The organism is Nocardia sp. NPDC004568 (assembly GCF_040609955.1).
Classification (GTDB): domain Bacteria; phylum Actinomycetota; class Actinomycetes; order Mycobacteriales; family Mycobacteriaceae; genus Nocardia.
Genome location: NZ_JBEXLL010000060.1, coordinates 1 through 12640 on the forward strand (window position 1 = coordinate 1; position 12640 = coordinate 12640).

Genomic DNA, 12640 nt, shown 5'->3' on the forward strand with positions numbered 1-12640 from the left:
CGGGGTGGTCTCCGCCCGCGGCGTGCCCACCTCTCCCCCCCCGTATAGGCCGCGGCCCGCCCCCGCCCACGCGGGGGCGCCCCCGCCCTCACTGTGGCACCTCGGGCCGTCCGGGCTCAGCCCCGGCGACGAGTCTTGAGTAGTTCCAGCCGCTCCTTGAGCAGTTCCTCGAGCTCGTCCTTACTGCGCCGCTCGAGCAGCATGTCCCAGTGGGTACGGGGCGGCTTCACCTTCTTCGCCTCCTGCGTGGTGCCCTCGATGAGCACACCTTCCTGGCCGTTGCGGCACAACCAGGTCGGTGGGATCTCGGCGTCGTCGGCGAACGGAACGTCGAACTCTTCACCATTGTCGGTCCGGTACCGGGCGATCCGGCGGGGAGCCAGATCATGGTCGCGGTCGGTTTCGTAGCTCACCGCTCCGAGCCGGCTGCCCCGGAGTACGCGATCTGCCATCTGTACAGGTCCTCTCTGTGTTGTCGGCGCGTTGCCGCGCGCGGGTCCGCGGTTCCCTGCCACCGGGCTCCGGAACACCGGAGCGGAAACACCGACGGTGTATCCGCTGCGGGGCACCGGAACCCGCGCCGGGGTGCGAACCGATGGGTCGACCCCTTGTTGTCTTGCTACCGCGACCTGGTGGGTCGCGTTCGCCGGCCGTTGTCGCCCGCCGACCGTCCGGGTCACGTGCGCGGGCCGTTGGCTGTGCCACGAATCGGGGGATTCGTGCCGGTCCAGGCCGTGCGCCCTGTTCATGTCAACGTTCGTCAGGGTCTTTCCGTTCCCGAGCCTTGTAATTGTACGGGGTTCGGTGAAAGGGCCCCGCGCGGTGTGCGGTGTGTGCCGCTGCGAGAGTTCCTATTAGGGTGTCGGGTCATGTCGCGCCGGTTGGAGTCGTGCCTGTGGTGTGGTCGGGAAATAGTGGATTCGGAAGCAGGGCGGCGGCGCCGCTACTGCCGGCAGTCCTGCCGCCAGCGCGCCTATGAGCATCGCAACAATGTGAAGGGCACTGGGATCCCCGCCGATTCGGTGGTGCTCAGCGCCGCCGAGGCCACCGCCCTGGCCGACCGGTGGTTCGCCGCGCGCTGCGCGGCCGAGGATGTGGCGACAGCCGTCGACGAGGGGGCCGACCGGGACGAGCTCGCGCGCCTCAGCGCGGTGCTGGTCGAACTCGCCCGGGACGCCGAACGGTTGCGCTGACCTGCGCCGAATCGTGCTGCGCGCGCGGCGGCGAGATCGTCTCGCCGTCGACCGCCGGGGTGGACCCGACGCTGACCGCGCCGAGAACCGTGACCACGACCCCGAGGCCGAGCAGTACGAGCAGGGTGGTGGCGTCCGGATGCACCAGCGACTGTCCGCGCATCGCCTGCCAGAACGTGATGGCCTGCAGTCCGCCCCAGCCCAGGATCACCACCCCGATCACCCTGCTGCGGGTGCGGGCCGGGCGTAGCCGGGGGTAGCGTTTCGCGCACCAGGCGAGGATCAGCACCGCGGCCAGTACCACCTGGATCCCGTGCAATCCGACGAAATGGGGAATGCGCAGATCACCGCCCAGGGTGCTCCAGTGGGTCAGCGGCATACCCGCGACCGCGTCCGGTGCGCCGACGGTCTCCCGTGTCGCGGCGTCGACCACGGTGTGCCCGGCGGCCAGTTCGACGAGCCGGCCGTCCGCGGTGCGGGTGAGCTGGGAGCCGGTGAAACCCATGAGGTATCCCAGTGCCATCGAGGCCACCGCCATCGCCAGTCCACCGCGAATCGCCCACACCGTGGGCCGGTCCGCGCCCGGACGTATCGAAACGATCACGGCGATCAGCAGATTCGCGAAAAAGAGACCCGGAACACCGGAAGCGAAGATCATCTGGCCGATTTCGTTGACCGGATCGGTCTCCGTGTTGAAGTGGCTGAACGTGCCACGTGCGGCCTGGACCACGATGAATCCCACGTCGACGAACGCGGTGACGGCGAACACGACCCCCAGCCACCAGGTCACCCGCCGGCCGCGGTGGGGCAGCGACAGCAGCCAGGCCAGGGTCAGTGAGTACAGCAGGAACGCCGTTCCGAATTTGACCGGTTTGAGCCAGACCGATTCGCCGAGCAGAACGCGGTCGTCGACGACCATCGCGAACAGGCCGACGAACACCAGACCGGCCATTGCCGCGGAACTGAGCAGCAAAGGCCGGTGCAGGCGTCCGATCACCCGACATGGATCGGAAGTAGTGGGGCGTCCGGGAGCCGGGACGCCGGGGAGCAGTGCGGACATGAACCGACGGTAGGAACGGGGATCCGGTCGCCACGTCCCACTACGGGACTGTGTGCGGCCGGTACCCCGGTATGCCGGGGGCCGTCGGCTCGGCCGGGGGTAAGGGTCAGCCGGGGTTGTTCAGGACGATCCCGCGGCCGGCGAGGTAGGGCAGCGGGTCGACCGGGCCGATACCGGGCTGGTGGACCTCGTAGTGCAGGTGCGGTCCGGTGGACTGGCCACGGCTGCCGACGGTGGCGATCACGTCACCGGCCTGTACCTGCTGGCCGACCGATACGAGAATATCCTGCATATGGCCGTAGACGCCGACGCTGCCGTCGTCCTGCTGGACGCGGACCCACAGGCCGAAGCCGGTGGCCGGGCCGGCCTCGATCACGACACCGTCGGTGACCGACCGGATCGGTGAACCCATGTTCGCGGCGAAGTCGATGCCGTTGTGGTTGGTGCCCCAGCGTGCCCCGAAGCCGGAGGACACGACACCGTCGGCCGGTTGTACCGTGGTCGGGCGCGGGGGCTGGAAGAACGGGAACGACACCGGAGCGGGCTGATTGTCGGCGGCGACCTGGTGAGGAGCCCACGCGGCGGGGTCGTGCGAGGTCGCCGGCCGTTCGGCCGGCGCGCGGTCGGCGGAGCCGGCAGGCGCTTCGGAAGTGGCGGCCATCGGGGTGATCTGTTCGTTACCGGCATCGGCTCCCGCGGCGAACAGGGCGAAACCGGCGAAAAGAGCTGTCGAGGTGGCGACAACCTGTGTCGTGATCGGTCGGCGGCCGATCGACGACACCGTGAGCTTACGGAAAGGTAACGGAAGGGTCACGGGCATGGTTACAAGCTAGGGGACCGACACGCCGAGTCAGCAATTGTGTGGCAACTGTCACGAGATCATATAAGCCCAGGTCGTGTATTACCGTCCGATAACGGAACCGGGAATATCGCTCGTCGAGCTGCGCAAGTGAGACATTGATCTAGTTTGACCGAAGTGTGCCAGAAGATCGAAACTGTTTCAGTGGTCGCTAACAGAGTCGCGCCCCTGATCGCCCTGGCAGACCCCACCAGGCGCGCGATATTCGAAGCGTTGCCCGCTGGGCCACGTTCGGTGGGGGAGCTCGCCGCACAGATCGGAATCACCAGCTCGGCGGTATCGCAGCATCTGCGGGTACTGCGGGAGGCACGGCTGGTGATGGTGCGGCCGGCGGGCAACCGCCGCCTCTACTCGCTGGATCCTCGCGGCCTGGGCGACGCCCGGGACTACCTCGAACAGTTCTGGCAGAGCGCGCTGGCCGCCTACGCCGCCGCGCTCAGCGAGGCCGCGAACAAGGACGACCGGTGAGGTCCGGGCCCTCAGCCGACCCTGCGATACGCCGTGCCGGTCACGCTCGCTTCGCCGCGGCGTCTACCCAGTTGTCCGTCGAGGGCCGCGATCACCTCGGCCGACCCGATCTGCAGTAGGCCGGGGTCGGTGGTGGTGGCATGGCGGTCGCCGATACGCCCCGCCCACAGCACCTCGTGCCGGTTCAGCAGGTGCCGCGGCGGTCCACCCTGATCCGGGGCCGTGGGACCGAACAACTGCACGGTGCGCGTGCCGAAGGCGGTGGCGAGATGGGCGACGCCCGTGTCCCCGCACAGCACCACGGAGGCCTCGGCCACCGTCGCCGACAATTCGATCAGGTTCTGGGTGCCGGCCAGCACCCGCTGGCCGGACAGTCCGGCCCGGGCCGCGATCCCCAGCGCGGTCTCCCGGTCGCTCTCGTCACCGGTCAGCACCACCTCGTGGCCGAGCACCAGCAGATGCCGGATCACCGCCGCGAACCGGTCCGCGGGCCAGCGCCGGGCCGCCGCGCCCGCGCCGATATGGACGACCACGCTGTCGCGATGGCTGGTGGTGGCCACGGGTGGCACCAGGCCCAGATTGCGCCGGTCCGCGCCGATCCCGTCGAATTCGAGCAGATGACACCAGCGGTCGATCGGATGGTGTTCGGGCTGCCACTCGGGTGCCGGGATCTCGGGAAACGCCGGATCCCGGTAGGTGAGGATACGTTCGGCCCCGGTCTTGCCGAGCTGCACGATCGGGGCGGCGCCGGCGCCGTGCAGATTCACCGCCAGTTTCGGCGGCGGCCCGTCCCAGCGCAGGCCCTGCACATCGGCGATGGGCACGAACTCGTCCACGCAGGCGATCACATCGACGATGGGGCGCAGGCGGTGCGGTGCGGCCAGCACGAGATGATCGGTGCGGCGGGCCCGGCGCAGTGCACGCAATGCCGGAACAGCGGTGAGCAGATCACCGAGACCGCGTGCCTGAAGCACGAGAACTACCGACACCCGACTCTCCTAGCCACCTGTTGCCCGTTACGCCGCCCCCTCCCGAACCGTCCTGGCGAGGGACGGACCACACGAGAGCATTTCCTTGGATGACTACCACCTGGAACCCGGCGGCAAACGTTGGCCGGTGGCGGCCTGGATCACACGCTGTGCGTTCGCCCGGCGCGGCGATACCGTCCGCCACCTGCCGCGACGGGTATCGCGCGGAACGAGACGATGGTCACCGCCGGGGCGCTTGGGTAATGTAGCCGTCGTCCGTAGGGAAGTCCGGTGCGAATCCGGCGCTGTCCCGCAACTGTGTGGCTCGGATGAGCCGCAGCCAGATACCTGCGGATGAACCAGGAACGGTCATGATCACGTGGGTATTGGTCGATGCGCCGAACGAGCCGCTCGAGCGCGGACCGTTTCGCATGTCTTCGTCGCGTGAGCCTGCCGGACGCGACAGGAGTCGGATATGCGTTCTACACCATCGGTATCGAGCCGCCGGGTCTTCCTGGCCGGCAGTGTGCTGGCCGCGGGAGCGCTGGCTCTCGGCTGCGGCCGCGGCTCCTCCGCCGGTACCGAGACGTTCACCGCGGCGTTCCAGGGTTCCGGCGCCGGGGAGGGAATCGACCCCGGGGTGAACACCCTCTTCATCGACGAAGCCCGGATGAAGGCCGTCTACGACGGCCTGTTCGAGGTGGACGGTTCCATGACGCCGATCCCGCGGCTGGCCGAATCGGCCGAACCGAATGCCGACGGCACCCGGTGGCGGATCGCGTTGCGGGACGCGGCCTGGCACGACGGGAAGAAATTCACCGCCCGCGATGTGCTGTACACCTTCTCGCGGGTGCTCGGGCCCGCGCCGCAGCGCCCGTTCATCGCCGCGTCCTCCCTGGACCAGGTGGATCTGGCCGGCAGTCGGGCGATCGACGACCGCACCGTCGAGATCGCGCTGAAGCGGCCCTCGTTCGAGTTCCTCATCGCACTGGCGGTCTACGGCACCAAGATCGTGCCGGACGGTGCCGTCGATTTCACCCGCCCGGTGGGCACCGGGCCCTTCGTCTTCGACTCCTTCGAGGCCGGGCGGCAGTTCACCGCCCACCGCAACGAGAACTACTGGGACGGTGCGCCCGCCATCGGACAGCTGCGCATCGTGAGTGCGGAGGCGGACGCGCGGGTGAACGCGGTACGCGGCGGCGAGATCGACTACGCCGACAATCTCACGCCCTCGGCCGCGCGGACGCTGGAGGGGCGCCCCGGCGTCACGCTGGTGTCCACCCCCGGCAGCGGAATCCACTTCTTCGCCATGAAGACCGACCGCCCGCCGTTCGACAATCCGGACGTCCGGCGCGCCGTCATGCGGATGGTCGACCGGCGGGAACTGGTGAAGGTGGCCTTCGAAGGCCAGGGCGAGGTCGGCAACGATGTCTTCGGCAAGGGCTATCAGTACTACGCCGATCTCCCACAGCACGAGTACGACCCCGACGAGGCCGGCCGGTTGCTGCGGCGGGCCGGGGTGCGCGACCTGGATTTCGACCTGTTCACCGCTCCGGTCGCCTACGGGTTCGTCGAAGCGGCCCGGCTGTTCGCCGATCAGGCCGCCGCATGCGGAGTGCGGGTGAATGTGGTGCTGGGGTCCAAGGACAGTTACTACACCGACGCGCTGCGGACGGGTCATCTCACGATGGGGCAGTCGGGACCACTGCCGATCCCCAACCATTTCGCCTCGCGACTGCTCACCACCTCGCCGCAGAATCGCACCAAATGGTCCGATCCGCAGTTCGACGCGCTCTACGCGACCGCGCAGGCGACACCGGATCCGGACCGCCGGGCCGCGCTCTACCGCAGCATGCACGAAATACTGCACGACCGAGGAGGTTTCGTGTTCTTCGGTACCACGCACTGGAACAGTGCCGCCGGTGACCGGTTCCGGCCGCCGCCGGCCGCCGTACCCAATTCGCACGACTGGGCGCGCTTCGACGCGGTGGCGGCCCGATGACCGCCGCGCGGCTGGATCCGGACCGGGCGCGGTACTGGGTCGACCGCTGGGATCGCCAGCAGGAGCACTACATGCCCGACCGGGAAGCCCGGTTCGAGGTGATCGGCGATGTGCTCACCGAACTGCTGGTCCGGCCGGATCCGCTGATCGTCGATCTCGGTGTCGGCCCGGGGACCCTGGCGGCCCGCCTGCTCGCCCGCCTTCCCGGCGCCACCGTGGTCGGGGTCGACGCCGACCCCCTGCTGCTGGCCCTGGCCGATACCGTCTACGGGTCGCCGCGGTTCCGGACCGTGTCCGCCGATCTGCGGGAGCCGGACTGGTACGTCGCACTCGACCTCGCGCGCGCTCCCGACGCGTTCGTGAGCACCACGGCGCTGCACTGGATGAACCGGGCACCGTTGCGCACGCTGATCGAGACCTGCGCCCGGGCGTTGCCGGCGGGCGGGGTCTTCGTCGACGGCGACCATCTGTACGAGGGACCGGGCGGTCCGCGACTGGACCGGGTGGGGCGGGCACTGACCGCCCGGCGGGCCGAGCGCGTGGGCTCGGCCGCGGCGGAGGACTGGGCGGCGTGGTGGGCGGCCGTCGCGGCGGCCGACGAACTCGCCGACCTGGTGCGCCTGCGCGACGGCGGTTTCGAGCACACGGTCACCGACCGGCCCACCGCCGGCGATTACACCACCTTCCTGCGCGCCGCCGGTTTCACGGAGGTCGGGACGGTCTGGCAGTACGGCGACGACCGCGTCGTGGTCGGGATCCGGTAGCGGCCCGGTGGCCGAGGATTCACGGCTGTTGCGGCGGCTGCTCGTGCGCCGGGCCGGGTTGGGCGCCGGGCAGTTGCTGATCCTGCTGGTCCTGGTGTTCGTGCTGTCGCTGCTGCTGCCGGGCGATGCCGCCGATATCCAGAACAACACCATCCTGAGCGAGGCACAGCAGCAGAACGCCCGGCACCTGCTCGGGCTCGACGTGGCCCCGGCCACCCGGTTCCTCGATTGGCTCGGTGGCGCGGTGCGCGGGGATTTCGGCACCTCCTATGCCAGCGGCGAACCGGTGGGTGCCGTGATCGCGGGCCCGTTCCTGGTCTCCGCGCTGCTGGCCGGGTCGGCGTTGCTCCTCCTGATACCCCTCGCGGTGGCCGCCGGGTTCGCGGCGGGCACGCGCCCCGGTTCGGTACGCGACCGCGTGATCACCACGATCGGTATCGGATTCGATTCGATACCCGATTTCGTTCTCGCGGTCCTGCTGGTGACCCTTGTGTCGATTCGCCTCGACCTGCTGCCCGCGACCTTCCTCGGCGTCGATCCGGACGCCCTGCTGGACCGGCCCGAATACCTGGTGCTGCCGCTGGTCGTCACCGTGGCCCGGGTGGCGGCCCCCCTGGTGCGGTTGGTGCGGGCCGGTGTGATCGATGTGCTGGACCGGCCGTATATCGCCGCGGCCCGCCGCCTCGGAGTGGGCCGGGTATCACTGTTGGCTCGGCATATCGCGCCCAATGCGCTCGCCCCGGCGATACAGGAGTTCGGCCGCACCGGTGACGGGCTGCTGTCGGGTGTGCTGATCGTCGAAGCGGTTTTCGCGGTGCCCGGTATCGCGTCGGAACTGATCGGCGCCATCGGAAACCGGGACGATCCGGTGATCCTGGCGATCGTCGCGGTCACCGGGACGCTCGCGGTGGTGGTCAACACCCTGATCGATATGACGGGATACCGGATGAATCCGCAGTCGGCGGCGGAGCAGCGCGGATGAGCGCGCGGCGCTGGGCGTACGCGGCGCTGATCGCGGTACCGCTGGTGTTCGCGCTCGCCGGTCCCGTGCTGGCGCGCACCGCGCCGGCCGACCGCGCGATGCCGTTCGGCCCGTCCGAATGGTCGCCGCTGGGGACCGACCGGCTCGGCCGGGATGTCCTGGCGGCCGCGCTCACCGGCGGCCAGACCTTCCTCCTGACCGGATTGCTGACCGTGTTCGGGGCATATGCGGTGGGATTCGCGATCGGGGTGGCCGCGGCGGCCGCGCCGCGGGTCTGGCTCGACGATCTGCTCATGCGCCCGATCGATGTGCTGCTGTGTATCCCGTCGCTGCTGATCATCATGGTGGCCGCGCTGCGCGGCCGGGGTTCGGCGGTGGCGATCGCGTGCGCGATCGGGCTGGCGCTGGTGGCGCCGATCGCGCGTTTCGTCCGGGCGGCGGCCGCCGGTGTCGTGCACGGACCGGTGATGGACGCGTTGCGGATGCAGGGGCAGGGCCGGTCGTTCCGGTACGGGAATTACGCGGTGCGGGAGATGGCGCGGCCGCTCGCGGCCGATCTCGGCGTCCGTTTCACCGCCGCGGTCTATTTCCTCGCCTCCGCCAATTTCCTCGGCCTCGGATTCGACACCACCTCCACCGATTGGGCGGTATCGGTCGCGGCGAACAAGGACGCGCTGCTGATCGCGCCGTGGTCGGTGGTGCTGCCCGCCGCATTGATCGTGCTGCTGGTGGTGGGCACCAATCTCCTGGTCGACGATCTGCTCGCCGATCCGCGCGCCGTCGCGGCCGCGGATCTGCGCCGGGCGGGTCGCCATGGCTGACCGGCCACTGATCTCGGTGCGCGCGCTGAGCGCTCGCGCCGGAGGGACGGTGATCCTGCGCGATATCGCATTCGATATCGCGGCCGGGCAGATCGTGGCGCTGTTCGGACCGTCGGGTGCGGGTAAGACGACCATCGCGACCGTATTGGCCGACGCGGTGGGTCCCGAAATCGAACTGGCCGGGGTGGTGCGGCGCGCCCCGGGAGTGCGGGTCGGGTATCTGCCGCAGCACGCGGCGTCCACGCTGAACCCGGCCCGCCGGATCGGCGCGGCACTGGGCGAACTGGTCGGGCTGCAGCACCGGCGCGCGGGTGGTGACCGGTGGCGGGTGCCGCGGCGGCGGGAAGGGATCGCGCGGCTCCTGGCTGCCGCCGCCTTCGACCTCGACGACCACGCACTCGACCGGGCGCTACGGAAATACCCGTTCGAGTTCTCCGGCGGCGAGCGGGTACGGCTGGCGCTGGCCCAGGTCCTGGCCGGTCATCCCGATGTGCTCGTGGTCGACGAACCGACGGCCGGACTGGATCCGCTCGCCCGGGCCGCCTTGCTCAGGGGATTGCGCAGGGTGCGCGCGGCAGGTACCGCGGTGGTGCTGATCACCCACGACTCGTCCGCTGTCGCACAGCTCGGCGACCGTGTCCTTTTCGTGCGCGACGGGCGACTCACCACGGACGGTTCGATCGAGCCGGGCCCGCTATCCGCGCCGCCGGCGGCCGATCGTGCGCGCGCCGCACCCGAGGTGCGTATCCACGGTCTCACGGTGCGGCGCCGCGGTCGTCCGGTTCTCGACCGCGTGGATCTCGAGCTGCACCCCGGCGAACATCTCGGGCTCGTCGGGGTGTCCGGCGCGGGGAAGACGACACTGGCCCGCTGTATCGCCGGGCTCACCCGCCCCGACGCCGGGACGATCGTGGCGTGGGGCGAACGGCTGCCGGTGTTGCGGCGCAGATCGCGACAGCAGCTCGCCCGTATCCAATATGTATGGCAGGAGTCGGCGGCCTCCTTCGACACCCGGCGCAGCGTGCTCGATCAGGTCGCCGCCACGGGCACCGGACTGCGCGGGATGACCCGGACGGCCGCCCGCGCCGCCGCGGTGGATCTGCTCGCGGAGTTCGGCATCGAGGAGGGACCGGCCCGGCGCCCGCCCGCCGGGCTCTCCGGGGGGCAACTGCAGCGTGCCGCACTGGCACGGGCGCTGCTGGCCGGACCGCACCTGCTGCTGTGCGACGAAGTGACCACCGCGCTCGACGAACCCACCGCCCGGCACATCCTGGACCGGCTGGACGACTACCGCGCCCGCAGTGGCGCGATCGTGGTGTCGATCAGTCACGATCTGCGCGGCCGGCTGGCGCGCTGCGACCGCGTCGGGGTGCTGGACGACGCGCGGATCGCCGAGCTCGGCACGCCCGCGGAACTGTTCGCGCGCCCCCGCACCCGGATCCTGTCGGAGCTGGTGCGGGCCGACGGGATCGCCGCCGGGCGCCCCGCGCCCCAGCATCAGCTCGAGCGCAATCGGTGACGTGCGGCCGGTGGCCGCCGAGACTCGTCGCTGTGAGAGCGAACCCGCAGCACGCGTTTGTCGGCGAGCGCGCCGGCGCGTCCACTTCCGGCCGGTCCCGGCCCGAACGGCCGAGGAGGCGACCGTGACTCGTGAACTCCATCTGGCAGGCTTTCTGATCGCCTCGCACGTCACGCATTCGCATGCGGCCTGGCGTCATCCCGCTTCGGAAACCGACTACCTGGGGCCCGGCTACTACCGGCGGGTGGCGCGAACTCTGGAACGGGGCAGATTCGACTTCCTGTTCTTCGCCGATCTGCTGGCCACCCCGGTGCGCTACGGCAACGATATCCGGGAGCCGCTGCGTAGCGGCACCCAGGCGTCGGCGACCCTCGATCCGTCGCTGGTCGCCGCCGGACTGGCGAATGTGACCGACCGGCTCGGGTTGGCGATCACCAAATCCACCACGTACTTCCATCCCTACGAGGTGGCCCGGATCTTCGCGACTCTCGACCATCTCTCCGGCGGCCGGGCGGGCTGGAACGTGGTGACCTCGCTGAACCAGGCCGAGGCGCAGAATTTCGGAGCCGACGACCATCTCGGGCACGACGAGCGATACGAGCGCGCGCAGGAATTCCTCGAGGTCGCCTACAAACTCTGGGGCAGCTGGGAGACCGACGCGCTCGTACGTGACAAGGTCTCCGGCGTCTTCGCCGATCCGGACAAGGTGCGGACCGTGGACCACGAGGGCACCTGGTTCAAGACCCGGGGCCCGCTGACGGTGCCGCGGTCGCCGCAGCACCGTCCGGTCATCATCCAGGCCGGTTCGTCACCGGTGGGCAAGGATTTCGCCGCGCGCTGGGCGGAGGCGATCTTCGAGATCGACCCGACGCCCGAAGGCCGCCGCGCCTACTACGACGATGTGAAATCGCGGGCGGTGAACTTCGGCCGCGACCCCGAGGACATCAAGATCTTCCCGTCGTTCGTACCGTTCGTCGGCGAGACCGAGGCCATCGCCCGGGAGAAGCAGGCCTTCCACAACGAACTCGCCGACCCGGTCTCCAGTCTCATCACGCTCTCGGTGCACACCGATCACGATTTCTCCCGCTACGACCTGGACGCGCCGATCGAGGATCTGGTGGTCCCGGGAACCCAGGGGCTGTTCGAGGTGGCCCGCCGGCTCAGCGCCGCCGAGAACCTGACCCTGCGTGATATCGGCAAGCTGTACGCCCAGGGGGTACTGCTGCCGCAGTTCGTCGGCACCGGCGAGCAGATCGCCGATCAGATCGAGGCCGGTTTCACCGGCGGCGAGGCCGACGGCTACATCCTCTCCGCGGCCCAGGCGCCCGGTACGTTCCACGATTTCGTCGATCTCGTGGTGCCCGAACTCCAGCGGCGCGGCCTCTTCCGGACCGAGTACACCGGGACCACGCTGCGCGACCATCTGGGTCTGGGCCCGGCCTCGCTGACCCCGGTCGCGCGCCAGGCCACCGCCGTCGGCTGAGTCCGGTCCGCCGGGACCCGGTCCCGGCGGGTCAGTCCGCCGCGGCGGTATTCGTGCGCAACAGGTCCCGGGCGGCCGGTCCGCCGTCGAGGGCCCGGGTGACACGGCGGGTGATCCGCCAGCCGTGCGGGGTGCGGGCGAGCCGGAAACTGTTCGCCCCCGCCCGCCACACCCGGTAGCCGTCGTCGTATCGGCGGACCAGTAGTGATTCACAGACCGCCGTGGCCGTATCGCCGTCGACGACCACCCGGGCCGGTCCGAGGAAATGCGCGCAGCCCGTATCGATCAGGGAGTGGTGCGCCGCCGATTCGACCATCGCGTGGATATCCGCGCGACTGCGCATCGACCAGCCCTCGACATCGTATTCACCGTCCTCGGTCCACAGGTTCGCCACGTCCGCGGCGGCCCCGGCATCGACGAACGGGCCGTAGGAGGCGAGCAGCCGGGTGATCTCCACCTCGTCCTCGAGCCGGCGCACCCGTGCTTCCAGGAGTGCGAATCGTTCCTCGTCCATAGCTGTC

13 protein-coding genes and 1 riboswitch are annotated in these 12640 nt (G+C 70.0%); of the genes, 8 read left to right on the plus strand and 5 right to left on the minus strand.

From position 1 onward, the window contains the following. Window positions 1-116 precede the first annotated feature (116 nt). Entirely contained in the window at window positions 117-452 is a 336-nt protein-coding gene (locus ABZV91_RS23720; protein ID WP_030519040.1) for an RNA polymerase-binding protein RbpA, read from the minus strand. A 417-nt stretch (window positions 453-869) separates the two neighbouring features. Between ABZV91_RS23720 and ABZV91_RS23725 the strand changes: the two genes are divergently transcribed. Next, window positions 870-1193 carry a hypothetical protein gene (locus tag ABZV91_RS23725; protein ID WP_030519041.1) on the plus strand — a complete coding sequence of 108 codons (324 nt, stop codon included), beginning with the start codon at window positions 870-872 and terminating at the stop codon, window positions 1191-1193. Here ABZV91_RS23725 and ABZV91_RS23730 read toward each other — a convergent pair. Together ABZV91_RS23730 and ABZV91_RS23735 are read right to left on the minus strand one after the other, a co-directional pair. Beyond that, window positions 1144-2253 carry a hypothetical protein gene (locus ABZV91_RS23730; RefSeq protein ID WP_355245574.1) on the minus strand — a complete coding sequence of 370 codons (1110 nt, stop codon included), beginning with the start codon at window positions 2251-2253 and terminating at the stop codon, window positions 1144-1146. The genes ABZV91_RS23725 and ABZV91_RS23730 overlap by 50 nt on opposite strands. A 106-nt stretch (window positions 2254-2359) precedes the next feature. After that, a complete protein-coding gene (locus tag ABZV91_RS23735) occupies window positions 2360-3073 on the minus strand; it encodes a M23 family metallopeptidase (protein ID WP_355245577.1) in 714 nt (237 codons plus the stop codon). Between the two features lie 183 nt (window positions 3074-3256). Here ABZV91_RS23735 and ABZV91_RS23740 point away from each other — a divergent pair, with 183 nt between their 5' ends. Further along, window positions 3257-3580, plus strand: coding sequence for a metalloregulator ArsR/SmtB family transcription factor (locus ABZV91_RS23740; RefSeq protein ID WP_355245580.1), 324 nt, complete (start codon window positions 3257-3259; stop codon window positions 3578-3580). An 11-nt stretch (window positions 3581-3591) separates the two neighbouring features. Here ABZV91_RS23740 and ABZV91_RS23745 read toward each other — a convergent pair whose 3' ends face one another. Then, window positions 3592-4569 (minus strand): glycosyltransferase family 9 protein, encoded by a 978-nt coding sequence (locus ABZV91_RS23745; RefSeq protein WP_355245583.1) that lies wholly within the window; start codon window positions 4567-4569, stop codon window positions 3592-3594. Between the two features lie 231 nt (window positions 4570-4800). Beyond that, a riboswitch (cobalamin riboswitch) is annotated at window positions 4801-4919 on the plus strand. A gap of 104 nt (window positions 4920-5023) precedes the next feature. Between ABZV91_RS23745 and ABZV91_RS23750 the strand changes: the two genes are divergently transcribed. From ABZV91_RS23750 to ABZV91_RS23775, 6 genes are all read left to right on the plus strand, one after another. Continuing rightward, on the plus strand, window positions 5024-6550 hold the full coding sequence (locus tag ABZV91_RS23750) for an ABC transporter substrate-binding protein (protein ID WP_355245586.1): 1527 nt from the start codon (window positions 5024-5026) through the stop codon (window positions 6548-6550). Beyond that, window positions 6547-7314, plus strand: coding sequence for a class I SAM-dependent methyltransferase (locus ABZV91_RS23755; protein ID WP_355245588.1), 768 nt, complete (start codon window positions 6547-6549; stop codon window positions 7312-7314). Before ABZV91_RS23750 ends, ABZV91_RS23755 begins: the two co-directional genes overlap by 4 nt. Window positions 7315-7321: 7 nt before the next feature. Next, window positions 7322-8296, plus strand: coding sequence for an ABC transporter permease (locus tag ABZV91_RS23760; RefSeq protein ID WP_355245591.1), 975 nt, complete (start codon window positions 7322-7324; stop codon window positions 8294-8296). Next, window positions 8293-9117, plus strand: coding sequence for an ABC transporter permease subunit (locus ABZV91_RS23765; RefSeq protein ID WP_355245594.1), 825 nt, complete (start codon window positions 8293-8295; stop codon window positions 9115-9117). The genes ABZV91_RS23760 and ABZV91_RS23765 overlap by 4 nt, the downstream gene beginning before the upstream one ends. After that, entirely contained in the window at window positions 9110-10636 is a 1527-nt protein-coding gene (locus ABZV91_RS23770) for an ATP-binding cassette domain-containing protein (protein WP_355245597.1), read from the plus strand. Before ABZV91_RS23765 ends, ABZV91_RS23770 begins: the two co-directional genes overlap by 8 nt. Window positions 10637-10760: 124 nt before the next feature. After that, window positions 10761-12119 carry an LLM class flavin-dependent oxidoreductase gene (locus ABZV91_RS23775; RefSeq protein ID WP_355245600.1) on the plus strand — a complete coding sequence of 453 codons (1359 nt, stop codon included), beginning with the start codon at window positions 10761-10763 and terminating at the stop codon, window positions 12117-12119. A 31-nt stretch (window positions 12120-12150) separates the two neighbouring features. Here the strand turns inward: ABZV91_RS23775 and ABZV91_RS23780 are convergent, their stop codons facing one another. Continuing rightward, window positions 12151-12633 carry a nuclear transport factor 2 family protein gene (locus tag ABZV91_RS23780; protein ID WP_355245603.1) on the minus strand — a complete coding sequence of 161 codons (483 nt, stop codon included), beginning with the start codon at window positions 12631-12633 and terminating at the stop codon, window positions 12151-12153. Between the last annotated feature and the right edge of the window lie 7 nt (window positions 12634-12640).

Excerpts from the sequence above, each read along its gene's own strand:
- ABZV91_RS23720 (WP_030519040.1), bottom strand. The coding sequence starts at position 452 with ATGGCAGATCGCGTACTCCGGGGCAGCCGGCTCGGAGCGGTGAGCTAC.
- ABZV91_RS23725 (WP_030519041.1), top strand. The coding sequence starts at position 870 with ATGTCGCGCCGGTTGGAGTCGTGCCTGTGGTGTGGTCGGGAAATAGTG.
- ABZV91_RS23730 (WP_355245574.1), bottom strand. The coding sequence starts at position 2,253 with ATGTCCGCACTGCTCCCCGGCGTCCCGGCTCCCGGACGCCCCACTACT.
- ABZV91_RS23735 (WP_355245577.1), bottom strand. The coding sequence starts at position 3,073 with ATGCCCGTGACCCTTCCGTTACCTTTCCGTAAGCTCACGGTGTCGTCG.
- ABZV91_RS23750 (WP_355245586.1), top strand. The coding sequence starts at position 5,024 with ATGCGTTCTACACCATCGGTATCGAGCCGCCGGGTCTTCCTGGCCGGC.
- ABZV91_RS23755 (WP_355245588.1), top strand. The coding sequence starts at position 6,547 with ATGACCGCCGCGCGGCTGGATCCGGACCGGGCGCGGTACTGGGTCGAC.
- ABZV91_RS23765 (WP_355245594.1), top strand. The coding sequence starts at position 8,293 with ATGAGCGCGCGGCGCTGGGCGTACGCGGCGCTGATCGCGGTACCGCTG.
- ABZV91_RS23770 (WP_355245597.1), top strand. The coding sequence starts at position 9,110 with ATGGCTGACCGGCCACTGATCTCGGTGCGCGCGCTGAGCGCTCGCGCC.
- ABZV91_RS23780 (WP_355245603.1), bottom strand. The coding sequence starts at position 12,633 with ATGGACGAGGAACGATTCGCACTCCTGGAAGCACGGGTGCGCCGGCTC.